The organism is Methylophilus sp. (assembly GCF_008015755.1).
Classification (GTDB): domain Bacteria; phylum Pseudomonadota; class Gammaproteobacteria; order Burkholderiales; family Methylophilaceae; genus Methylophilus.
This window is the reverse complement of record NZ_SSGF01000015.1, coordinates 59,639-81,415: the sequence shown is the minus strand read 5'-3', so window position 1 is coordinate 81,415 and position 21,777 is coordinate 59,639. Positions and strand designations below refer to the sequence as shown.

The following is a 21,777-nucleotide window of genomic DNA, read 5'->3' as shown; positions in this document are numbered from 1 at the left end:
CAAAATAAGAATAGAGGGAGCGACTGTCCGAGTTCCGCAACAAGCCACGAAGTGTGTGGCTTGTCAGGGCGAGTTTCGTGACCGCTTATTTTGTTGAGCAACGCAAGGCAGCCGCAGGCCGTGATGGCTGGGTGTCGTCCTCTTTGGTTGCTTTCTGGGGGACAAGCACCAGAAAGTGACTCGCCAACAAGGCGAAACGAAGCACCAAAATAATCAGCAAATGCTGGAGTATCGGATAAAGCTCACCAAAGAATTACTTTTCCGTGCATTCAGTAGTTAAGTTGTCATGCACATCTGCAGCAAATTAATTGACGCAAATAAATTATCGGAACTTTTCAAAACACCTAATACTCATATCAGCACGATGATGATGAATCATCTTTCCGCTTCTTTCCTCCCTGAGCGGAAGCCTTTACGATGAGGCCTGTTGCCCCGATTTACCCCTTAATCGGGGCTTTTTTTGTCTATTATTTTTATACGCCGCCGGTAAAGCCGGTTTGCCGCCAGGCTTCATAGAGCAAAATGGCGGCTGAGTTGGATAAGTTGAGGCTGCGGCTATGCGGCAGCATGGGTAACCTGACGCGGTGCTCTGGCGCAAACTGTGCGCGGATGTCTTCTGGCAAGCCGCGTGACTCAGGACCAAATACAAACACGTCTTCATCTTTAAATTGTAAGTCGGTATGCCGGGTGCTGCCTTTGGTAGTGAGCGCAAACATGCGCTTGCCGTGCAGTGCTTGCTGGCATGCGGCCCAGTCTTCATATACCGTGAGTTCGGCATATTCGTGGTAATCCAGCCCGGCGCGTTTGAGGTGTTTGTCGGATAACTCAAAGCCTAAGGGTTTGACCAGATGCAGTTTTGCACCTGCGTTGGCGCATAAGCGGATGATATTTCCGGTGTTAGGTGGAATTTCGGGTTCGAAAAGCACGATATGAAACATTTTTGGCTGTTTGTTTACAAACGTAAGGGTAGAATGACAGTGATATGATAGTCGAGAAAAGTCTATCAAGATAAATAATTAAAACGCCATGGCTCGTCCCGAGAAAATTAGATTAGGTGAAATTCTGGTCAGACAGAATTTCATGACCCAAGCTGAGCTCGATCAGGCGCTGGAAGAACAGCGCAAGACGGGTCGACGCCTGGGTCGCGTCATTGCTGAAAAAGGCTATGCTAACGAGCGGCAAATTGCCGAGGCGGTGGCACATCAATTGAATATCCCCTTTTTGGACCTGGGCCAGTACGAGCTTGACGTGAAGCAGGTTCAAAAACTCCCTGAAGTCCAGTCGCGCCGTTTTCGCGCCATTTTGCTTGAAGAGCGACCCAACAGCTTTTTGATCGCGATGGTTGATCCATCGGATGTGTATGCTTATGACGAGCTGGTCAGGTTGCTCAAGCGTGACATTGATATTGTGGTGGTGCAGGAAAGTCTGCTCATGCAGACGATTGATCGCTCTTATCGTCAGACTGAGCAAATTTCGACACTGGCGTTAGAGCTGCAAGAAGATTTGGCTGCGAGTAATGTAGATCTCGCCAGCCTGATGGGCGTGGACTTGGGCATTGACGATGCGCCTGTGGTCAAGCTGTTGCAAACTATTTTTGAAGACGCCGTGCAGGTGCGCGCGTCTGACGTGCATATTGAGCCGCAAGAAAATAAACTGCTGATTCGATTTAGGATTGATGGTGTGATGCACTTTCAAACCCAGGCGGACAACAAGATTGCCACCGCCTTGGTGATGCGCCTCAAGATCATGGCGGGCCTGGATATTTCTGAAAAACGGTTGCCGCAGGATGGTCGCTTTGGTTTTACCGTGAAGGGCAGGGCGGTGGATATGCGTATCTCTACCATGCCGACCCAATACGGCGAAACGGTAGTGATGCGTTTGCTAATCCAGAATACCGGCCATTTTAATTTGGACAAGCTGGGTATGCCGGCAGATTTGCTGGCACGTTTCCGTAAAATGATCGGCCGTCCTAGCGGTATGGTGCTCGTGACGGGGCCGACCGGTAGTGGTAAAACCACCACTTTATATTCTGCCCTCAGTGAGTTAAACACCCCGGAAACCAAAGTGATTACGGTAGAAGACCCGGTGGAATATCGCTTGCCAGGCATTATTCAAACCCAGGTTAACGAAAAAATCGAGCTCGACTTCCCTAAACTGTTACGTGCCATTTTGCGTCAGGACCCGGACATCGTGCTGGTGGGTGAGATGCGTGACGAAGAAACCGCCCAAACCGGTTTGCGCGCTTCGATGACGGGTCACCTGGTGCTCTCCACTTTGCACACCAACGATGCCTCCACCGCCCCGGTGCGTTTGATCGACATGGGCGTGCCGCGCTTTATGGTGGCAATGTCTTTGTTAGGCGTGCTGGCGCAACGGTTGGTTCGACTCATTTGTCCGCATTGTGCCGTAGAGCACACGCCGACGGAGTCGGAAGAAGTATGGTTGAATCAAGTGATCAAACAGCCCGATGTCGTCACCAACTTTCGTCACGGCAAAGGCTGTCAGCATTGCAACCGCACGGGTTATTTAGGCCGTGTGGGCTTATACGAATTTTTAGAAATGACGGATGATCTGGCCATGGCTGCCAACATGCCAGACACCAATATCTTCATCAAAAAAGCGCGCGAGAGACTCAAAGGCAAAACTCTGCGCGACCAGTCATTGCAATTGGCCATAGACGGCAAGACCACGCTTGATGAAATCATGCGCGTGGATAACCAGTTTGAAGAATAACCCTTTAAAAAGTCACGCCTATGCCAATGTTTGAATATAAAGGACGTACCGACGATGGCATGATGGTCAGCGGCGTGCAGGAGGCAGCGGACCTCGACGCCTTGGGTGCGGCGCTCATCCTCTCTAAAATTACCCCGATTGAAATCAAGCAAAAAGCTGCGGGCGCAGTCGCCTTTAATCTGTTTGAGGAAAAAGTCACCAGCTTGGATGTGATGTTATTCAGCAAGCAGATGTACACCCTGCTCAAAGCCGGTATCCCGATTATGCGCGCCCTGGCAGGCATTCAAAGCTCGGTAGGTAATGCCAAGCTGGCACAAGTGGTCGGTCAGTTACGCGTGAGTTTGGACTCAGGCCGCGAACTGTCAGTGGCCATGACTGAACACCCTAAAGTATTTGATAGCTTTTATATCAGCATGATCCGTGTCGGTGAAGGCACCGGTAATCTTGATAATATTTTTTTACGGTTGGCAGAACATATCGAATTTGAGCGCTTTATGCGCGGCCAAATCAAGTCTGCATTGCAATATCCCACTTTCGTACTCATCGCGATGGCGATTGCGATTGTTGTGATTAATGTCATGGTGATTCCACAGTTTGAAAAAGTGTTTGCCAGCATGCATACCGATTTGCCATTCATTACGCAATTACTGATTGCCTTCTCAAGTTTTATGCGCAACTACTGGTTTGTGCTGATTGGCATGATTGTAGGTGCGGTTTGGATGTTCAAATCTTACACAAGTACAGAGGTTGGGCGTGCTCAATGGGATCGTTACAAGATGCGCATCCCCATTGCGGGCAAAATTATTTTTAAAGGCACCATGGCCAGGTTTGCGCGCACCTTTGCGTTGTCTACGCGTAGCGGTTTGCCGATTCTTTCGGCTTTGCGTCTGGTTTCGCAGACGGTTGAGAATGATTACCTCGGAGCTAAGATTCTGAGTATGTCTGCTGGCATTGAGCGCGGTGAGACCATTTTAAGAACTGCCACACAAACTGGTGTGTTTAATCCGCTGGTATTGCAGATGATTGCTGTGGGCGAAGAATCTGGTTCGCTGGATGATTTAATGCAAGAAGTGGCCGATATGTATCAAGCTGACGTCGAATATGACGTTAAGACATTGGGCGCACAAATCGAACCTATTTTGATTGTTTTTTTAGGCGTCTTAGTTCTTGTATTAGCTTTGGGCGTGTTTTTGCCAATATGGGACATGAGTTCTGTGATGCTAAAGGGTGGTTAATGGTAGTGGGCTTTAATGGAGTGTCGTTTTATTGTTTATGCTTAGTTTGATGTGTCTAGATAAGGGTTGAGAAGATGGACCAAAATTGTCTGGCACATCTTTTGCTAATGGTAAATTAACGCAGTTATAACCTGCCACTGTGATGATAACGGTAGGGAATTTTGATTAGGAGTTTGAGTAATGAAAAAACAAGCTGGTTTTACATTGGTTGAATTGGTAGTAGTAATTGCAGTATTGGGTATTTTGGCAGCGACAGCGTTGCCAAGATTTGTGAATGTGCAAGCAAGCGCCCAAAAAGCTGCTGCAAACGGGTTGGCAGGGTCTATTGTTTCCGCATCTAATCTTGCGCGCGCGTCTTGGATCGCAGGAGGTAGTGTAGGCACACAAATTACTATGGATACTGTTCCTGTTGAAGTGGGCGCAGCTGGATGGCCAACGGCAGCAGGAATTAAAGCTGCGTTGCAAGATACTGCTGGCTTTAACGATAATGCAACGCCAGGTACGTTCGTGAGAACCGACTCTACTTGCACGGTGACGTACAATCCTAATGATGGTAAAGCAACAGTGGGTGGATGTTAACTACACACACAATCGCTTTATGAAAGGATTTACCCTCGTTGAGCTTGTGGTAGTCATTGCGGTGATGGGCGTTCTTGTCACCGTCGCCGCCCCCAGATTCGCCAATGGCGATATTTTCGAAACCCGCGGTGACGCGGGTTTACTTTCGTCTACGCTGCGCTATGCGCAAAAAACGGCGATTGCGCAGCGAAAAAATGTGTTTGTTCTTCACACGGATGCGATCCCAGATGTGGTCAGGTTGTGCTTTGACGCAGCCTGCAACCAACCTGTGATCAGCCCTGAGACTGCTGGGGCTTATGTGTTCACAAGTTCTACAAATGTGGATGTCGTCTCATTAAATCCGGGCTTGGGGTTTGATGGGCTTGGGCGTGCCGTCCCTGATGTGGGTACACGTTATACCGTCACAAATAGAAAAAATAATGCTCAGATAGTCACTATTAATGTCGAGGCAAACACTGGCTACATCCACTAAACAAACCACCTAGTCATTGACCCGGTGACGCATATGGGCAAACAACATAATCACAAAAATAATACACACATACCACCCAGCAAAAAAAACCATCACGGTTTTTCGCTGGTTGAAATGGTTGTGTTTATTGTCATTGTGACCACTGCCATTGCCGGGGTGATTGGCGCGCTGGCGTTTATGAGTGGACACTCCGCTGACCCGCTCGCGCGCAAACAGGCCATCGCGATTGCTGAATCGCTGATGCAAGAAATCCAGCAAATGCCTTTTACCTTTTGTGACCCGGATGATCCCAACGCCTCAACCGCCAATAGCGCGGCTGACTGCGCGACCTCACAAGCTAACTTAGCAGGCCCTAGCCCGGCAGGTGAGAGCCGTTACGGCGCTGCTAATCCTTTTGATAACGTGGCTGATTACAGCGGCTTTACCATGCCCGGCGGTGGCTGTGCGGGGATCTGCCGTATTGGGGATGCGACGGCACTGGCTGGGTTAAATGCCTATTCTGCCTCCGTTGCCATAGCTCAAGCGGGCGGTGCCGGTCCTTTTGCCGGATTGCCTGCCGATGCTGTGTTGCAAATCATCGTCACCGTGAACGGGCCAGCCAACACAGTGATTCGCCTGACGGGGTTTAAGGTTCGCTATGCGCCGAAAATTTAAGCAGCCTCGCTTGGCGATGTCTGGTTTCACCTTGGTGGAGCTGGTGATTGTGATTGTCGTCATGGCTATTTTGGGCGGTATCTCCGTCAGTTTTATTAAAAACTCTGTCCTTGCCTATGTGAACTCAGAAGCTTATTACGAGCTGGCTGATCGCGCTGATATTTCCTTGCGCCGCATGTCGCGGGATATCCGCAATGCATTGCCTAATAGTGTATGGGTGCCGGGTGGCTCTGGCAGTTACGTGCAGTTTGTGCCAATTAAAGCAGGGGGCCGTTATCAGCAAGAAGATTTCGATGCAGGCAGCCTCACATTAGATGTGTTAGGGCCGATGGTAAATGTAGATGCCGGTGACAAATTGGTGATTTATAACATGGGCATTGCGGGGGCTGATGTGTATGAGGGGAGCAATATCCGGCCAGTGAGTGCAAACGCGAGCTCGGTCACTTTTACCGGCGCACTTTTCCCCTTCGCGTCACCAGGTGGCCGTTTTTATGTGGTGAATACCGCCGTGATCTATGCCTGCGATCTGCCTAATCGTCGTTTGGTCATGTATTCAAATGTTGATATCTCCGCCGGTCTGGCGCCTAACTTTAATGGCCTGACGGCCAATGTGGTGGCTGAGGATGTGACCGATTGTAGCTTTACCTACACGCCCGGCGTCATGCAGCATTCCAGTGTCGTCACTGCGCAATTGACGCTTGCTAAAAATGGTGGTGTGGCAAGATTGGTGAACTTGATTAATGTGGTGAACTCGCCATGAAAAGCATTGCTTATCGCGCAAAGGGTTTTATGTTGCCTGTGGCAATATTTTTACTGGTGACGTTGGCTGCACTGGTAGGGTATGCCATGCGGTTGTCGTTGCTCGCGCAAATGGGCACGATACAGGATGTGCAAGGTGCCAATGCCTATTTGGCCGCCAGAGCGGGCGTGGAGTGGGCGGCTTATCAGGTGCTGTCACCCGGCTCGGTTTCCATGCAGAGCTGTATCGCCTCGCCAACGACACTCACGATTAATAACTTTACTGTGTTGTTAACATGCAACCGAACCGTACCAAAAGACAAAGGCAATACACAAGATATTGGCATGTATAGCATTACCTCCACGGCCTCGATAGGCGCGGTAGGTGCACAAGATCGTATAGAGCGACAAATCGCTGTCACACTGAGTCGATGCTTATACTTGGATCCTGGCGCCCCTCCAGGCACGGTGGCAGAAGAGTGTAATTAACAGGAATTTATTATGAACAGATTGATTAAAAATGTATTAATCAATTTACTTTATGTCGCGATGATCATCTTCTTTGGCAACGTGCATGCCGAGGTGAGACAGCTCAACAAAAATGGTGGCACCAATGCCAGTAATGGTTTGCAGATCAGTATCTCTGATACAACGCAAATGCAGGTCAAGCGATTGGGTGGAGGGCAACTGTATAACCCGGGCGCATACCCGGACAACAACCTGCTGGACAATGGCGTTTACATTCGCTACAACAATAGAATGTATGGCTTGAACCACTTTGCCTATGCATCCGCGACCGCATATAACAGTGACAGCATTACTTCCGAGCAGCCGAGTAACATTTCTCAGGGCGTCACCCAGTCCAGCACATCCAGCCTAGTTTTAACCTCGGCATCATTGAGCACGCCTAGAGTTTCTATTGCTTGGAAATATACTTATCCGCTTGATTATGTGACTGCTGAGGTCACCGTGACTATTCCGCTTACAGCAACGGTCAGTAGTAGTAACCCAATCCGCTATTACCATGCGGTCGATACTTATTTGGGTGGCGACGACAGGGGGTGTGGGGTGCGATATACCGATACCAACGGCAAAAGAGTGATTGGGACATACCCATTGACTAATGGCAACTGTCCTTCCAGCAATTCTCTCCCGGCCAACCTCGACGTGGTTGAATCATTCCGCGAGCGTAGCGGTAAATTTGACCATTATTGTGTTGGTTTCTGGAGCGACTTTTGGAGCACGTCAACCAATCCACCATCTTGTGCCATCAGCAAAACAGGTAGTCTTGGCGATACCATCACGACCACTTATCAAGATACCGGGGTGGCGATTGAGTATGACTTTACCGCGCCAGGTGTCTACACTTTCAGCTATGACTTTGTGGTCGGATCGACCTTTGTGCCAGATTATGATCATTTTGAAATTCGCCATGCTGGCAGTGCGACCTTGTGTCCTACAGAGGTTAAAGTGCTGGCGTGCCTGTCTTCAGCCGTGCCTTGCCCGGACAATCAACTGGTTAGCTCTGGTGAGCTAACAGGCAGCCTGACCTTTGCACCGACGACCCCGACTGTCACTGAAAGCCCTGATCCATTTACACTGGGTACAAATCAGTCTATTGCAACGGTCACGATGCAAGGCAGTGCGGCAGCAACCTATACCTTGGGTGTCAGTGGACTGACTAAAACGCCACTCAGTGGCGTCAAATGCTACAACACAACCACAAACGCGCAGAGTTGCAGCTTTACATTTACCAATACCCCTTGCGTCAATACGTTTGAATGTATGGAAAATACGCTGACTTATAATAATCGCACTAGCAACCCTTCGGCACGCAATCCGCTATATACCAAAGCGATCGGCGCCAGTTTTGATGTGGATGTGGTCGCTTTGCTGGCAAATGGCGCACAATCGACTGGCTATAACTCAACATTAGGCTTAAACGTCAGTTTAGTCTCTGATGATTCGGGAAGTTGCGGTTCAACGATTATCGCAACGAAGCAGGTGGCATTTGCTGCATCAGATAATGGACGCAAAAAAGTGACTTTTTCTGTAGCCGATATTACGCGACCTCACCCGAACTTGAGGTGTAAGGTCACTGACATCGCTTTGCTTAAAACTGGATGCTCCTCTGATAATTTTGCAATCCGTCCAGCCTCCTTGACGGTAACCAGTGTCAGTCCGCAGCAGTTATCACCGAGCAATACATCGACTCCTGTGCGCAGAGCGGGTACCGATAACTTTAGTGTCACGGTATCAACCAACGAGCCCACCTATACCGGAACGCCTAAAGTGGATAGTGGTAAGCTGGATACGCATGCTGGAATCACCTCTGTTGGACAAGTTGGAGGTAGCTTTGCTGCGGCAACGCTGGGCGTGAGTTCGGGCTCAACGTTTACCTATTCAGAAGTTGGGCATTTCAGATTCCAGGTGCAGGGCGTTTACGATGACACTTATGCGACAGTCGATATTGCGAATGGTGATTGCGACAATTCATTTGAAAATAATGGTGTTGGCACGCCCAAACGCTTCGGCTGCAAGTTCGGCAACACGGCTGTGAGTAGTTATATTGGCCGCTTTATCCCCGATCATTTTAAGGTGACGGCAGGCAGTACCTATACAGATGGTTGCGGCACATTTACCTACTTTGACCAAGACCCTGGATTGATTACACCATTCGTTTTGGAAGCAAAAAATTCAGCTGACGTCACCACACAATATTACACAGGAGATTACGCTTTATTTAATCTCTCAACTTGGACCAATTATTCCTTTGAGGCAAAGTCGGCAAGTAATAATCAAGCATTGACCAATGGGGCAACGTTAACTGCAAGCAGTCAAAGTCCCACTGGCACTTGGGGTGCAGGCATTGCAAATGTTCGGGCAGCACATAAGATCACCCGCCCAAATACTGCAGTTGCCCCACAAACGGTAAAAATTTCCGCACAGCCTAGCGTTAATGACAGTGGGGTGACCATAAACTCAACCAGAGCAGATGTGTTTGTACCTGCGTCTGGCTCAGCCTATCCCGGGTTCAGGTTTGGGCGTCTAGCCGTCACATCTGCACATGGCTCAGAGTTGTTACCGCTCTCAGTGCCAATTGAGGCGCAGTACTGGAACGGCATCGGCTACGTCAGAAATGTGAATGACAGCTGCACATCTATTGCGCAGTCAACCATTGTCATGAAGAACTACAAGGGCAATTTAAACGCTTGTGAAACCCAACTCACAGTGAGTTCGCCCATGACTGCTGGGGTGCTGAGAGCGCGTTTAAGCGCCCCTGGCGTCACAGGGGGCACGCCCAATACCGGTAGTGTCGATTTAGAGGTTAACCTTGCTGCTGCCGCTGGCGGAGAAATGACATGTACCAGTGCGACGGCATCTTCGGCTACCAATGGTTCGATCCCATGGTTTGGCGGCACAGATCCCGTAGGCCGTGCTACCTTCGGCATCTACAAGGCGCCGATTATCTACATGCGAGAAAATTTCTAGCGCAAACAAAACCACCTAAATCAGGTGGTTTTGTTCTTTTTATCCTCGCTTTAAAGCAGCATAGCAGGCACTAAAGTTGCTCTTATTAAAATGAACTATAAAGAGTTAACAAAGTGGTATTCAGGCAACGTGTTAAATATCAGTGATTTGGCGCAGTGGGTGATGGCTTCACCGGGGAGATTTTTTGTGTATACTAATCTCCGATAAAGCTTGAAGTTGTCTTTGTTATGCTTTGATTTTAAATAAAAAAATTATTTAGAAAGACAGATGCGCCCCTATGGAATGGTTTAAACGACAAAAGAACAAACAGCAAGTGGGTGTCAGTATCACTGATATGCATGTGAGTACTGTCGCTTTGATGCCACCATCCGAAGGGTCCAAGCCGGTCGTCTCATTGGCCGCAGTTGAGCAGGTGCCCTTACATGCAACGTCCATATTGCGTCACTTTGTGACCAAAAATGACCTGAAGACCTCTCCCTGCAATCTGGTTTTAAATGTGGATCAATACAATATTGTACAAATTGATAAGCCCAACATGCCGGATGCAGAGATTAAACCTGCCTTGCGCTGGAAGTTGAAAGGCCTGCTGGATTATTCGGTAGAGCAAGCGGTGGTTGACGGCATCGATATACCGGTTGACCAGGCCTATGCCAATCGCCAGCCATTAATGTTAGCCATCTGTGCCAAAAAAGCGGTGGTGTCTGCGGTCGGCAATCAATTATCCGAGGCCGGGTTTAACGTGAAGTCGGTCGATGTGCATGCGCTGGTGCAGCGCAATATTGCGCATTTGCTGGAGCATGAAGACCGGGCGCTGGTGATGCTCAGCATTTTGCCGCGCGGACGTTTGCTGACATTTACCGCCAAAGGTGAGTTGTACCATGCGCGCCTGATTGAGCTGGATCGCGATTTTTTGAACGATCGTGGTGATCTGTTTAAAAGTAACTTTGACAAGCTGGTGCTGGAGTTACAGCGCTCGTTAGATAGCTTCGATCGTCAGTTTCCTTATTTGAGCCTGAATCGTCTGGTGGTGTCGCCAGTGTCCAATCGTGATTATCTGGTCAGTGGTTTGAGTGCCAGCCTCTATGTGCCAGTGAATGTCTTTAATCTTGAAGATATTGTCGAATTGCCTGCCGATCAGGATTTCTCCAGCCTGGAAAAACAAGCCATGTTATTGCCTGCTTTAGGCGCTGCCTTGCGTCAGGAGATGGCCGCATGAGTCAGCAGATTAACCTGTTTGAAGGTGGGCTGGTTAAATCCAGAGACTGGTTTAGTCTGCCGGTGGTGGCTGGCATTTATGTGCTGGCCGCAGCCGTGATGGTTTACTTGTTTACCGGCCTGCAGGCGGAAAACGCCCAGTTGCAAGTGCAGCGTAACCAGGCCATGGCCCAGTACGAAGCCATGCAGAAAAAGGTCAATGAGTTTGCCCAGCGTGCGACACCGATTGATAACACACAGTTAGAAGCGACGCTGAAAAACCTCAAAGCCCGTTTTGAGATGCAGTCACAGATTCTGGCGATCTTCCAGCAGTCATTGTCAGTCTCGGCTTATCACCTGATTGATTATATGCGTGCGTTGACAGCACAGCAGCAACCGGGCTTGTGGTTGACCGGATTTAGAATCGAGCCGGGTTCACAACACTTGTCTCTGAGCGGGCAGGCATTGCAGTCAGAAGATATTCCACTCTATCTGGATATGTTATCTGCCCAACGCGTGTTTGAAGGCACGCAATTTTCTGGCATTCAGTTTAAACAAGTCGAGTTACATGCGAATCCAGCTGCTGCGCCTGCCGCCCCGGCGACGCCAGCGCCTATTGCTGCTGCAAGCGAGCCTGTGCTGTCTGGTAAACCTAGTGCTGACAATCCAGCCAGTCCTGCAAGTGCGGTAGCCGCAGCCACTCCGGCAAACCCTGTGGCCAGTCCTGCTGCGACCAGCCTGAAAGTCTACGCGTTTGAGGTCAAAGGTCAGGACGTGCAAGCGACAGCCAAATTGCTCAATACGGTGACTTGGGATGCCTTTGTGCGTGGCACCACGCAGACATCACCAGCCGCGCAGCCTCGGAAAGAATAAGCATGCAATTTGAACAATTACAAACAATGGTGGATAAGTGGCAAGGGCTCTCCAAGCGCGAACGCTGGATGATTTTTGGCGCCGGATTGTTTGCTGTCGTGGGCTTGCTGGATACTTTTCTGCTAGAGCCGCAACGCGTGCAACTGGCCGCGACCCAGCAAGAAGTCCTCAAAATTCAGAATGATACGACCAGTCTCACTGAGCAGATGACCAACATTGCCGCGCAAGCTGCACCGCAACCGGCCAGCAACGCGTTTCAGCATGAAATAGACGAGACCAACCACAAAATCAACAGCCAGGCTGCCGACTTGGTGCAAGTGTCTTCTTATATGGTCTCACCACAAGACATGGTGGCGTTTTTGAAAAAACTGTTGCAACAGCATGCCGATGTGCAAGTGGTAGAAATGCAATCGTTACCGGTTGTCGACTTTATCGAAAAGCAAAGAAAGTTGCTGCAGTCAGCCGCCCCTGCCGAAGCTGCCAGCACGTCGCAAGCCAGTGCTGAAGAGGTGTGGAAGAATGTGCCGCATGTCTACCAGCATGCGGTCAAAGTGCGTCTCAAAGGCAAATATTTTGCCTTGATGGCTTATGCACAATCGTTAAAGGCGATTGGCCAGAAACTTGCCTGGGAAACGGCGGAATTAAAAGCCGAGTATCCGGAAAGTGAATTGACAGTGCAGGTGTATACCTTGAGTGGTGAAAATGCATGGTTGGGGATTTAGCATGCGCAGCTTAATAACAGCAGTATTAGCAACCGGCCTGGTGCACGCCCAGGGAGTGATGGCCGATGGCATGGTCGACCCGACCCGGCCGCCAGTGTCTGTGATGGCGTATTTGCCACACGGCGAGGCGCAGCTAGAAAAAGCCTGGGAGCTGTCGGCGATCCAGGATAACGGTAAAAACGGCTTTGCGGTGGTCAACGGACAAATGGTGCCCGTGGGCGGTTATTACGAGGACTTTAAATTAATCTCGGTCACACATCAGAAAGCCTTGTTTGTCAGCAAGCTCGGTGAGAAAAAAGTGCTGACCATGGGCCTGAGCAATGTGATGACGCCAGTGACTGCGGAGCGAGGCCCAAAAAAGGCAAGCGCGCCAAAAAGAGTAAAACATCAGTCAAAAAAGACTGAAAAAATAACGATTGATAAATAAAGTGACAAACACTTGCCGGCTCACGCAGTGAGGCAGCAAGCGAACATCAATAGAGAGACTGCTATGAAAACTTTAGTGAATACCTTGGGTGTGATGATGATCGGTGCCGGGTTGGCGGGGTGTACCAGCAACCCGTTTGCGCCGACCAATACATCAATTAATCCTAAAATTCAGAACGAATTGGCAACTGCGGCGGCCAAGGCGCAAACACAGGTATCGCCTCCTCCCAAAGAGATCACTGATGAGTTGTTCGAGCCGCTTAAAATTGAGCCACCCAAAGCACTCGCCAAGCGTGTTGAGCCCAGGTTTGACCTGGTGGTGAACAAAGCGCCTGCGGCACAAGTGCTGATGGGCATTGTCTCCGGCAGCCCTTACAGCATTGCATTGAGCCCTGAACTTAAAGGGGATATTTCAATTAACTTGCGGGATGTGACCTTGTTTGAAGCCCTCAATGCCTTGCGTGATTTGTATGGCTACGAATACAAAATGAACGGCAAGCAGATTTTTGTGGAGCCGCAAACGATTCAAACCCGTGTGTTTCAAGTCAACTATATTACCGGTGCGCGTAAAGGCACCTCGGCCACCCGCGTAACCTCTGGTACGGCTAGTGGCTCAGGTGCCGGTGGCGCGGCAGGTGTGGCAGGCCAAGCGGCAGCCATGAACGGGTCAACCGGCACAGGGACAGGCACTGGTACGGGGGCAGTAGGTAATTCTGGTGCGTCTAATCTGCAAGTGTATGCTTCAGACGTCAGCATGCGGACCAATAATGATTTTTGGGAAGAAATTGCCGCCTCGCTGAGCAGTCTGATTGGCGAAGAAAGTGGCCGTAAAGTCATTATCAATGCCCAGTCTGGCCTGATCATGGTGAAAGCCATGCCGAAAGAAATCCGCCAGGTTGAAAAGTTTTTGAGCCTGATGCAGGTCACGGTAGATCGTCAGGTGATTCTCGAAGCCAAAATCATTAAAGTGCAGCTGAACAGAAACTCGCAACAGGGGATTAACTGGGCGGCTGCTCGCCATACGCGTGGCCGTGATGTCACGTTTGGTAACATCAATGGCAATGCTTCGCTGAGTGAAACCGGTGATTTGACCAATGGCGTTGTGACTACGACCGAGCCGGGTGCATTAACTAATAACGCAGTGACCTCTTTGGGCGGCTCGATGTTTGCACTGGCCGTGCAGGGTAAAGGTTTCTCGGCATTGCTTAACTTTCTCGAAACGCAGGGCAATGTAGAAGTGCTTTCCAGCCCACGCATTGCGACCATCAACAACCAGAAAGCCGTGCTTAAAGTTGGTAATGACGCGTTTTATGTGACCAATGTGAAAACCAATGTGACCACCACCACTGGCGGCGCGATTGTGACACCGGATATTCAGCTGCAACCTTATTTTTCAGGGATCTCACTCGATGTGACGCCGCAGATTGATAAAGACGACAATATCACCTTGCACGTGCATCCATTCATTAGCGATGTGACGCAAGTCAATAGAACGGTGACCTTATCCAGTGCGAACGGCGGTACGTATACCATTCCAACCGCGTCTTCTAATATTAATGAGACTGATAGTATTGTGCGTACCAAAGATGGTAGTGTGATTGCGATTGGCGGGCTGATGTCTGAAACCGTAGACAATACACGCACCAAAGTACCAGGCTTAGGCGATGTGAAATTCCTGGGCGGCCTGTTCCGTCAGAAAGACTTGGCCAGTGTTAAAACTGAGCTGGTGATTTTGCTGAAATCTACCGTGGTGCGCAGTGGCGAGAGCTGGGCGCAAGACATGCTCGATAGCCAGGACAGGGTTGAGAAGCTGAAGAGCGATAGCAGTTTTTAGGAGCGAGCGGGCATGTACCTGCAACATTTTGGGTTGAAGGAATATCCGTTTACCATCACCCCGGATACCAGTTTTTATTACGCCACGCGTAGCCTGCAAGAGGCGCTGAATACCTTGTTGATTGCGATTCAGTCTGGCGAAGGCTTCGTGAAGATTACCGGTGAGGTCGGCACCGGTAAAACCTTGTTGTGCCGCCGTCTGCTCAAGGCGCTAGAGCCTGATTGTAAGGTGGTTTTCATTCCTAACCCTTATTTAGACCCGCACGCCTTGTTGATGACCCTGGCCACCGAATTTGGCGTGGCTTTCAAGCCAGACTTTACCCATCACGACATGATTGATGCGCTGAATCGCAAGCTACTCACTTTTGCGGACGAGGGGCGGCATGTGGTGGTGTGTCTGGACGAAGTACAGGCGATGCCACTGGAAACACTGGAAGCCCTGCGCCTGTTGAGTAACCTTGAGACCGAAAAGCGCAAACTGATCCAGGTGGTCATTTTTGGCCAGCCGGAACTCGAAGAGCGTATTAATCATCCGTCTATCCGCCAATTGCGCCAGCGCATCGGTTTTGAGTATCACCTCAAAGGCCTGCAATGGTCGGAATTAGGTTTTTATCTGAATCATCGCATGCATATTGCCGGTTATCAGGGGGGCATGATTTTTACGCCTGCCAGCCTGCGTTTGCTCTACCGCTATGCTAACGGTATTCCGCGCTTGCTGAATATCTTGGCGCATAAATCGTTGTTGTCAGCGTTTGGCCGTGGCCAGCAAGGCGTATCGGCAGAGGATGTCAGGGCGGCCATTATGGACACCCAGGCCAGCGTCAAGGCACAGCATCGCTGGTTGGAGCATGGCTTTAAATGGTGGCTGACGCTGCATACGGCGCTGGCTGGTCTGGGCCGCTAGTTAAATATTGGGGAAACACTTGAGTTTAATTAATCAGGTATTGCAAAACGTTGAGGCGCGCCAGGGCGTTGCGGCAGTCGATGGCTGGGCCGGACAGGTGAAGCCAGTGCTGTCCTATCAAGGCGATGCGACGGCTGCCTGGGGGCACAAGTTACTGGGAGGGCTGTTGCTGTTGGCATTGATTGGCGGCTTGCTGCTCAATTGGCCCAGTTTGGTGGCACGTTTTCACCCCGCATCCGTCGATCACCTTGCGGTGACGCCTACCCTTTCGGCTGCTGTTGCAAGCGCCGCTGTGGAAGCCAGGCCCGTCGTGACGGATACACCCGCCTGGGCACCGCCACAGTTAACCAAAGCCTTGTTTAGCGCATGGCAAAAACCGGCCACAGCAGCGATGCCTGCTGCAGTCGCCCCAACAGGGACCAGCAAACCAGTGCTGCCGAAAGTCGCTTCGCAGCCGCAGGTGGAGGGCGAATTTACGATTGCGACGGCCAACCCCGTCGTCAGCGCCATTGAGCCGCCAATGAGTGCTGGCAATGCCACCAAACCGGCCAGAATGCAGGATGAAGAGGCTGGCTCTCAAGGCGTGGTGAATAAGCAGATGCGCCCCGAACAAGAGGTGAATGTGCAGATTCAACGTGCGGTTGACCAGGAGCAGAAAGGGCGTCTGAACGAGGCACTGATGATTCTGCGCCAGGCAATGACCACCGCACCGCAGTCAGAAGATGCGCGGCAGTTATTGGCGGCGTATTTGTTCGAGGCAAGACAGGAGCCGGAGGCGGTAGCGGTGTTGCAAGCGGGGATCAAGCAGTTTCCAGGGCAAATTGGCTTGTCCAGATCGCTGGCCAAGTGGCAACTGGCACACGCCCAGCCAGACGCCGTGTTGCAAACCCTAAAACCGGTTGCCAACCAGCTGCAGCAAGATGCTGAATCACAATGGATGCTGGCCATGGCCTATCAGCAAAGCGGCCAACATGCGGCCGCGTTACCGCATTTTGAACGCGCAATCTTATTGCGTCCCGGGCATGCGCAGTGGATTGTGGCATATGCGATTTCTTTGCAGGCCGCAGGCCAGCCTGCTCAAGCTCTGCAGCAATTGCAGCAAGCGTATAACCTGCCTTTAAGTGATCGTTTGTCGGAGTTTGTTGGGCAGCGTATTCGCCAGTTGGGCGGCACGGCGGTCGTGCGCAGTGAATAGGGATTACGTGCGCATCGTCATATCAGGGCTCGTCGCTTTTTAATGTCCGCGCCAGCACCAGTGCCGTCACCCGGCTAGCCCCAGCCTGTTTTAATACCTTAGCCACTGCGTGCATACTGGCCCCTGTGGTCATCACATCATCCACCACCATCACATGCTGACCTTGCCATGACCGCTGCGTGGCAAAGGCGCCGCGCAGATTACGTGTTCTGGTTTTCATATCCATGCCGGCCTGCGTCGGCGTATCAAGCACACGCGTACATCCTGCAATGTCCAGCGGTATCTGCCACTGTTGCTGCACCTGTTTCGCCAGTTCCAGTGCATGATTAAATCCACGTGCTTGCACCCGATTGCGGTGCATAGGCATGGCCATCACGACCTCTGGCCGTGCGTTTTCTGTCAGGGTTGATAATGGGCTGAGCAGGCTGTTAGCCAGCAAATGGCCTAACGACAGCTGTTGATGGTATTTGAATTGATGCAGCAGCCTGTCGAGTGGATAGGCATAACGGAATGGCGTCAGTGTGTGGTCAAAGGCCGGGGCGTGTTGCAGGCAGATGCCGCATAGTGTGCCTGAGACGGTGGGCAGGGCACATTGCGGGCAACGTGGTGCGTGATACCAAGGTAATACATCGATGCAATGGGCGCAAAGTGCCAAGTGTGCGTGATTAGGCGCCGTGGCTGGCGCATCACACAGCACGCACGGCAAGCTGGTCCCCAGCCATTGCTGTAGCTGCTGGTAAACCTTAATGTGATTAAATTTTAATCTATTGTAAAAATTTTTCACGTGATATTTTAAACAACATATAATTCGCTCGAGTTATTCATACAATTTTTATGGCATGGTGTTTATGGAACAACAAACTTCTGCGGCTGGTTGTCACAGCGAAATGCAAACCTCCGTTATTAACCTCGATGGCTTAAAACCGTCGTCTGTCTGCCACCCTACGGTAGAGCGCTGGCAGGTAGCAGACATCATGGCACTGTTTGAGTTGCCATTCAATGACTTGCTAGATCGGGCACACACCGTGCACAGAGAACACTTCGACCCGAATGCGGTGCAAGTGAGTACCTTGCTGTCGATTAAAACTGGCGGCTGCTCTGAAGACTGTGGCTATTGCCCGCAAGCGGCGCGTTACCACACCGAGGTTGAAAATGAGCCGTTGATGAAACTGGATGAGGTATTGGCGGCGGCCAAAGCCGCCAAAGACAGTGGCGCCAGCCGTTTTTGCATGGGCGCTGCCTGGCGCGGCCCCAAGCAACGTGACCTCGAGCCAGTGTTAAAAATGATTTCTGAAGTGAAGGCCATGGGGCTGCAAACCTGCGCCACGTTGGGTATGCTCAAAGATGGCCAAGCCGAGCAATTGAAAGAGGCTGGGCTGGATTACTACAACCATAACCTCGACACCGCACCAGAGTTTTATGGGGATGTGATCACCACCCGTACTTACCAGGACCGCCTGGATACGCTGGACCGTGTACGCAGCATGAATATCAATGTGTGTAGTGGCGGCATTATTGGCATGGGTGAAACCCGTGCCCAACGTGCAGGCTTGGTGGCGCAGCTGGCCAATATGGAGCAGCCACCAGAGAGCGTACCGATTAACTTGCTGACCCAAGTGGAAGGCACGCCATTGCATGGCACCGAGCCACTCGATCCGCTGGAATTTGTACGCACCATCGCGATTGCGCGTATCACCATGCCAACCAGCTTTGTGCGTTTGTCCGCAGGCCGCCAGAGCATGGGCGAGGCCGTGCAGGCGCTATGCTTCCATGCCGGTGCCAATAGTATTTTCTACGGTGAAAAATTACTGACGACTGGTAATCCTGAAGTCGAGTCAGATAACGTGTTATTCGCCAAGTTGGGCCTGAAGAAAATCTAATGAGCGATTTGCTGGAGTCTTTACGCGCCGACCTCGACAAGCGGCAAACCCTGGGCCTGATGCGCCAGCGCCGTTTGCTGGACTCGCCGCAAGCCGAGCATATTACGGCCAATGGCCAGCCATTTCTGTCGTTTTGCAGTAATGACTACCTGGGCCTGGCCAATGATGCTGCGCTGGTGACCGCACTGCAAACCGCGGCGGCCGAAGCTGGCGTCGGCAGTGGTGCCTCCAATTTAATCACTGGCCACCACCGTTATCATGACCAGTTGGAGCAGGTCTTGGCGACGTTTGTCGGCCAACCGGCGGCCTTGCTGTTTTCGACTGGCTATATGGCCAATATTGGCGTCATCAGTGCCTTGATGGGGCGTGACGATGCCGTGTTTTCCGATAAGCTCAACCATGCTTGCCTCAATGATGGCGCCTTTTTGTCACGGGCCACGCATCACCGCTTTGCGCACAATGATGTGGCTGCGCTTGAAAAATTGTTGCAAGCCAGCACGGCACGCCACAAACTGGTGACGGCCGATGCGGTGTTCAGCATGGATGGCGATCTGGCGCCCTTGGCCGCTTACCTCGAGCTGTGTGAGCGCTACGATGCCTATCTGTACGTAGATGATGCCCATGGCTTTGGTGTACTGGGGCCACAAGGTCGCGGTTCGCTCAAGCACCTGGGTTTGCAGTCGCCACGTTTAATCATGATGGGCACACTGGGCAAGGCCGCGGGCGTGGCTGGCGCCTTTGTCGCTGGCGGGAAAATTGTCATCGACTACCTGATTCAATACGCCAATAGCTATATTTACACCACCCCGGCGCCGCCACCGTTGTCAGCCGCCTTGCTGGCCTCGGTCAAAGAAATAGAGCAGGGCGATGCGCGCAGAAAACAATTGTTTGACATGATTACCTTGCTCAAAAGTGAGCTATCACTGTCACGCTGGCACCTGCTGCCCTCTGAAACAGCGATTCAGCCCTTGGTCGTTGGTGACACGCACGAGGCGCTGGCGTTGAGTCAATATCTGCAGGCACGTGGCATTCTGGTGCCAGCGATTCGTCCGCCCACCGTGCCTGCCAATACCTCGCGTTTGCGTATTTCACTCTCGGCTGCGCACAGCGAGGCGAACGTGCGTACATTGATTGCGGCCCTGCATGCCGCCGAGCTTGAGATTCCGGCCGGGACGCAGGCATGAGTTGTTTTATCGAAATCATGGGGCAGGGCAAGCCGCTCGTGTTGCTACATGGTTGGGCGATGAACAGTGCGGTCTGGGAGCGCGTGGTCAAGCGTCTGTCGGCTAGCTACCGTTTATTTCTGGTGGATTTGCCTGGCATGGGCCAAAGCCGCCCGGTGTACCCTTACCATTTGCATAGCCTGGCTGAAGCGGTGGCCGAAGAGATTCCTGGCGTGTCGACGATTCTAGGCTGGTCATTAGGCGGCCTGGTGGCGCAACAGATTGCGCTGAACCAACCTGACCGCGTCGAGAAGTTAATTCTGGTCGGGACCAACCCTTGTTTTGTCAGCAAGCCGGATTGGCCAAACGGTATTGCCGCCAGACATTTTGAGCAGTTTAATCAGCGCTTTGAGCAGGACTTTAACGCGACATTGCTGAATTTTTTAACCCTGCAATGCATGCACGCCAAAGATGCCCGCGCGACCGTGCGTCAGTTGCGCACTGCCTTCGCGGCCAAACCAACACCGACGCAAGACAACCTCAACCAGGCGCTGGATATTTTGCTGCAAACCGATTTGCGTGAAGAGGTGGGTCGGATATTTCAGCCGACCTTGCTGATACATGGTGACCGCGACACACTCGCGCCGGTGGCCGCCGCACATTGGTTGGCCATGCATTTACAGCGCGCGCAGTTACGCGTGATGGCCGGGGCGGCGCATGCGCCATTCTTGTCACATGCGGATGCTTTCTGCGAGACTGTTGAAGCATTTATGGCCGATGACCAGGCCACACAGCAAGTGAGCAGCTAATGCAGGATGTTTACCAGATCGACAAGTCGCGCATGCGGCAGTCGTTTCACCGCGCCGCCAAAAAGTATGATGCCGCCGCCATTTTGCAGCGCCAGGTGCGTAAAGAAATGCTCAGTCGCTTGGATGTGGTTAAACTCGAACCCGCCGTGATTCTGGATGCCGGTTGCGGCACCGGCCATGGCTTGCATGCCTTGCTCAAACACTTTAAAAGCGCACAGGGCATTGCGCTGGATATTGCCGAAGGCATGCTGGCACGCAGTCGTGCCTTATTTCCCAGGTATCGGTTCTGGCAGGCCAAACCACGTTTTGTCTGTGCCGATATCGAGTCGCTGCCGCTAGCGACCGCCAGTGTCGATATGGTGTGGTCCAACCTCGCTGTGCAATGGTGTAACGATCTCGATGCCGCCTTGCAAGAATGGCGCCGCGTATTGCGCCCGAACGGCCTGCTGATGTTTGCTACCCTGGGCCCGGATACGCTCAAAGAGTTACGCGCCGCGTCTGGCGCAGACCATACCCATGTCAGCCGGTTTATTGATATGCATGATATTGGCGATGCGCTGACGCGCGCGGGTTTCAGCGCGCCGGTGCTGGATGTGATGCATTACACCTTAACCTATGACACGGTGGAATCTTTGATGCGCGACCTCAAGGCGATTGGTGCGCACAACGCCACCGCTGGTCGTGCCAAGGGCTTGAGCGGCAAAGGCTTTTTACAGCAGCTGCGTCAAGGCTATGAGGCGTTTCGCCACGAAGGTAAACTGCCAGCCACCTATGAAGTGGTGTTTGTGCATGCCTGGACGGGCAGTCAACCTTACACCGCGCCGGGTAGCAGTCCGGTACAGTTTATGCCGCGCAAAGCGGCGCATGCAGAGTAA

21 protein-coding genes are annotated in these 21,777 nt (G+C 51.6%); 19 read left to right on the top strand and 2 right to left on the bottom strand.

Going from position 1 to position 21,777, the window contains the following annotated elements:
• Positions 1–473: 473 nt before the first annotated feature.
• Complete coding sequence (gene trmL, locus E6Q52_RS06385) at positions 474–938, bottom strand: tRNA (uridine(34)/cytosine(34)/5-carboxymethylaminomethyluridine(34)-2'-O)-methyltransferase TrmL (RefSeq protein WP_292819969.1); 465 nt, start codon at positions 936–938, stop codon at positions 474–476.
• Between the two features lie 142 nt (positions 939–1,080).
• On the opposite strand from trmL, the gene E6Q52_RS06380 reads away from it, so the two are divergent.
• The 15 genes from E6Q52_RS06380 to E6Q52_RS06310 all read left to right on the top strand — a co-directional run bounded on the left by E6Q52_RS06380 (position 1,081) and on the right by E6Q52_RS06310 (position 17,050).
• Positions 1,081–2,733: a GspE/PulE family protein gene (locus E6Q52_RS06380; RefSeq protein WP_367124952.1), complete on the top strand. Its 1,653-nt coding sequence runs from the start codon at positions 1,081–1,083 to the stop codon at positions 2,731–2,733.
• A gap of 20 nt (positions 2,734–2,753) precedes the next feature.
• Positions 2,754–3,968, top strand: coding sequence for a type II secretion system F family protein (locus tag E6Q52_RS06375; RefSeq protein ID WP_292819963.1), 1,215 nt, complete (start codon positions 2,754–2,756; stop codon positions 3,966–3,968).
• A 180-nt stretch (positions 3,969–4,148) separates the two neighbouring features.
• Entirely contained in the window at positions 4,149–4,547 is a 399-nt protein-coding gene (locus E6Q52_RS06370; RefSeq protein WP_292819960.1) for a Tfp pilus assembly protein FimT/FimU, read from the top strand.
• The gene (locus tag E6Q52_RS06365; RefSeq protein WP_292819957.1) at positions 4,516–5,019 is read left to right on the top strand and encodes a prepilin-type N-terminal cleavage/methylation domain-containing protein; all 504 of its coding nucleotides are present in this window, start codon (positions 4,516–4,518) and stop codon (positions 5,017–5,019) included. The genes E6Q52_RS06370 and E6Q52_RS06365 overlap by 32 nt, the downstream gene beginning before the upstream one ends.
• Positions 5,020–5,052: 33 nt before the next feature.
• Entirely contained in the window at positions 5,053–5,673 is a 621-nt protein-coding gene (locus E6Q52_RS06360) for a type II secretion system protein (RefSeq protein WP_292819954.1), read from the top strand.
• A gap of 16 nt (positions 5,674–5,689) precedes the next feature.
• Positions 5,690–6,433 carry a prepilin-type N-terminal cleavage/methylation domain-containing protein gene (locus E6Q52_RS06355; RefSeq protein ID WP_292819951.1) on the top strand — a complete coding sequence of 248 codons (744 nt, stop codon included), beginning with the start codon at positions 5,690–5,692 and terminating at the stop codon, positions 6,431–6,433.
• Positions 6,430–6,900 carry a hypothetical protein gene (locus E6Q52_RS06350; protein ID WP_292819949.1) on the top strand — a complete coding sequence of 157 codons (471 nt, stop codon included), beginning with the start codon at positions 6,430–6,432 and terminating at the stop codon, positions 6,898–6,900. Before E6Q52_RS06355 ends, E6Q52_RS06350 begins: the two co-directional genes overlap by 4 nt.
• 12 nt (positions 6,901–6,912) lie before the next feature.
• Positions 6,913–9,903: a DUF6701 domain-containing protein gene (locus tag E6Q52_RS06345; protein WP_292819946.1), complete on the top strand. Its 2,991-nt coding sequence runs from the start codon at positions 6,913–6,915 to the stop codon at positions 9,901–9,903.
• A 277-nt stretch (positions 9,904–10,180) separates the two neighbouring features.
• Positions 10,181–11,119 (top strand): hypothetical protein, encoded by a 939-nt coding sequence (locus tag E6Q52_RS06340; protein WP_292819944.1) that lies wholly within the window; start codon positions 10,181–10,183, stop codon positions 11,117–11,119.
• Entirely contained in the window at positions 11,116–11,970 is an 855-nt protein-coding gene (locus tag E6Q52_RS06335; protein ID WP_292819941.1) for a PilN domain-containing protein, read from the top strand. The genes E6Q52_RS06340 and E6Q52_RS06335 overlap by 4 nt, the downstream gene beginning before the upstream one ends.
• Before the next feature lie 2 nt (positions 11,971–11,972).
• The gene (gene gspM, locus E6Q52_RS06330; RefSeq protein WP_292819938.1) at positions 11,973–12,692 is read left to right on the top strand and encodes a type II secretion system protein GspM; all 720 of its coding nucleotides are present in this window, start codon (positions 11,973–11,975) and stop codon (positions 12,690–12,692) included.
• 1 nt (position 12,693) lies between these two features.
• Positions 12,694–13,119, top strand: a complete 426-nt coding sequence (locus E6Q52_RS06325; protein WP_292819936.1) for a hypothetical protein — start codon at positions 12,694–12,696, stop codon at positions 13,117–13,119.
• Between the two features lie 63 nt (positions 13,120–13,182).
• Positions 13,183–14,952, top strand: a complete 1,770-nt coding sequence (gene mshL / locus E6Q52_RS06320; protein WP_292819934.1) for a pilus (MSHA type) biogenesis protein MshL — start codon at positions 13,183–13,185, stop codon at positions 14,950–14,952.
• A gap of 12 nt (positions 14,953–14,964) precedes the next feature.
• The gene (locus E6Q52_RS06315; protein WP_292819931.1) at positions 14,965–15,855 is read left to right on the top strand and encodes an AAA family ATPase; all 891 of its coding nucleotides are present in this window, start codon (positions 14,965–14,967) and stop codon (positions 15,853–15,855) included.
• A 19-nt stretch (positions 15,856–15,874) separates the two neighbouring features.
• Positions 15,875–17,050, top strand: coding sequence for a lipopolysaccharide assembly protein LapB (locus E6Q52_RS06310; protein ID WP_292819928.1), 1,176 nt, complete (start codon positions 15,875–15,877; stop codon positions 17,048–17,050).
• A gap of 22 nt (positions 17,051–17,072) precedes the next feature.
• On the opposite strand, the gene E6Q52_RS06305 is transcribed toward E6Q52_RS06310, so the two are convergent.
• Positions 17,073–17,834 carry a ComF family protein gene (locus tag E6Q52_RS06305; RefSeq protein WP_292819925.1) on the bottom strand — a complete coding sequence of 254 codons (762 nt, stop codon included), beginning with the start codon at positions 17,832–17,834 and terminating at the stop codon, positions 17,073–17,075.
• A 103-nt stretch (positions 17,835–17,937) separates the two neighbouring features.
• On the opposite strand from E6Q52_RS06305, the gene bioB reads away from it, so the two are divergent.
• The 4 genes from bioB to bioC are packed head-to-tail and all read left to right on the top strand — an operon-like array spanning position 17,938 to position 21,777.
• Positions 17,938–18,930 (top strand): biotin synthase BioB, encoded by a 993-nt coding sequence (bioB, locus tag E6Q52_RS06300; RefSeq protein WP_292820113.1) that lies wholly within the window; start codon positions 17,938–17,940, stop codon positions 18,928–18,930.
• On the top strand, positions 18,930–20,114 hold the full coding sequence (gene bioF, locus E6Q52_RS06295; protein WP_292819922.1) for an 8-amino-7-oxononanoate synthase: 1,185 nt from the start codon (positions 18,930–18,932) through the stop codon (positions 20,112–20,114). Before bioB ends, bioF begins: the two co-directional genes overlap by 1 nt.
• Positions 20,111–20,902 (top strand): pimeloyl-ACP methyl ester esterase BioH, encoded by a 792-nt coding sequence (bioH, locus tag E6Q52_RS06290; RefSeq protein ID WP_292819919.1) that lies wholly within the window; start codon positions 20,111–20,113, stop codon positions 20,900–20,902. The genes bioF and bioH overlap by 4 nt, the downstream gene beginning before the upstream one ends.
• The gene (bioC, locus tag E6Q52_RS06285; protein WP_292819916.1) at positions 20,902–21,777 is read left to right on the top strand and encodes a malonyl-ACP O-methyltransferase BioC; all 876 of its coding nucleotides are present in this window, start codon (positions 20,902–20,904) and stop codon (positions 21,775–21,777) included. Before bioH ends, bioC begins: the two co-directional genes overlap by 1 nt.

Excerpts from the sequence above, each read along its gene's own strand:
- trmL (WP_292819969.1), bottom strand. The coding sequence starts at position 938 with ATGTTTCATATCGTGCTTTTCGAACCCGAAATTCCACCTAACACCGGA.
- E6Q52_RS06380 (WP_367124952.1), top strand. The coding sequence starts at position 1,081 with ATGACCCAAGCTGAGCTCGATCAGGCGCTGGAAGAACAGCGCAAGACG.
- E6Q52_RS06375 (WP_292819963.1), top strand. The coding sequence starts at position 2,754 with ATGCCAATGTTTGAATATAAAGGACGTACCGACGATGGCATGATGGTC.
- E6Q52_RS06370 (WP_292819960.1), top strand. The coding sequence starts at position 4,149 with ATGAAAAAACAAGCTGGTTTTACATTGGTTGAATTGGTAGTAGTAATT.
- E6Q52_RS06365 (WP_292819957.1), top strand. The coding sequence starts at position 4,516 with ATGATGGTAAAGCAACAGTGGGTGGATGTTAACTACACACACAATCGC.
- E6Q52_RS06360 (WP_292819954.1), top strand. The coding sequence starts at position 5,053 with ATGGGCAAACAACATAATCACAAAAATAATACACACATACCACCCAGC.
- E6Q52_RS06355 (WP_292819951.1), top strand. The coding sequence starts at position 5,690 with ATGTCTGGTTTCACCTTGGTGGAGCTGGTGATTGTGATTGTCGTCATG.
- E6Q52_RS06350 (WP_292819949.1), top strand. The coding sequence starts at position 6,430 with ATGAAAAGCATTGCTTATCGCGCAAAGGGTTTTATGTTGCCTGTGGCA.
- E6Q52_RS06345 (WP_292819946.1), top strand. The coding sequence starts at position 6,913 with ATGAACAGATTGATTAAAAATGTATTAATCAATTTACTTTATGTCGCG.
- E6Q52_RS06340 (WP_292819944.1), top strand. The coding sequence starts at position 10,181 with ATGGAATGGTTTAAACGACAAAAGAACAAACAGCAAGTGGGTGTCAGT.
- E6Q52_RS06335 (WP_292819941.1), top strand. The coding sequence starts at position 11,116 with ATGAGTCAGCAGATTAACCTGTTTGAAGGTGGGCTGGTTAAATCCAGA.
- gspM (WP_292819938.1), top strand. The coding sequence starts at position 11,973 with ATGCAATTTGAACAATTACAAACAATGGTGGATAAGTGGCAAGGGCTC.
- E6Q52_RS06325 (WP_292819936.1), top strand. The coding sequence starts at position 12,694 with ATGCGCAGCTTAATAACAGCAGTATTAGCAACCGGCCTGGTGCACGCC.
- mshL (WP_292819934.1), top strand. The coding sequence starts at position 13,183 with ATGAAAACTTTAGTGAATACCTTGGGTGTGATGATGATCGGTGCCGGG.
- E6Q52_RS06315 (WP_292819931.1), top strand. The coding sequence starts at position 14,965 with ATGTACCTGCAACATTTTGGGTTGAAGGAATATCCGTTTACCATCACC.
- bioB (WP_292820113.1), top strand. The coding sequence starts at position 17,938 with ATGCAAACCTCCGTTATTAACCTCGATGGCTTAAAACCGTCGTCTGTC.
- bioF (WP_292819922.1), top strand. The coding sequence starts at position 18,930 with ATGAGCGATTTGCTGGAGTCTTTACGCGCCGACCTCGACAAGCGGCAA.
- bioH (WP_292819919.1), top strand. The coding sequence starts at position 20,111 with ATGAGTTGTTTTATCGAAATCATGGGGCAGGGCAAGCCGCTCGTGTTG.
- bioC (WP_292819916.1), top strand. The coding sequence starts at position 20,902 with ATGCAGGATGTTTACCAGATCGACAAGTCGCGCATGCGGCAGTCGTTT.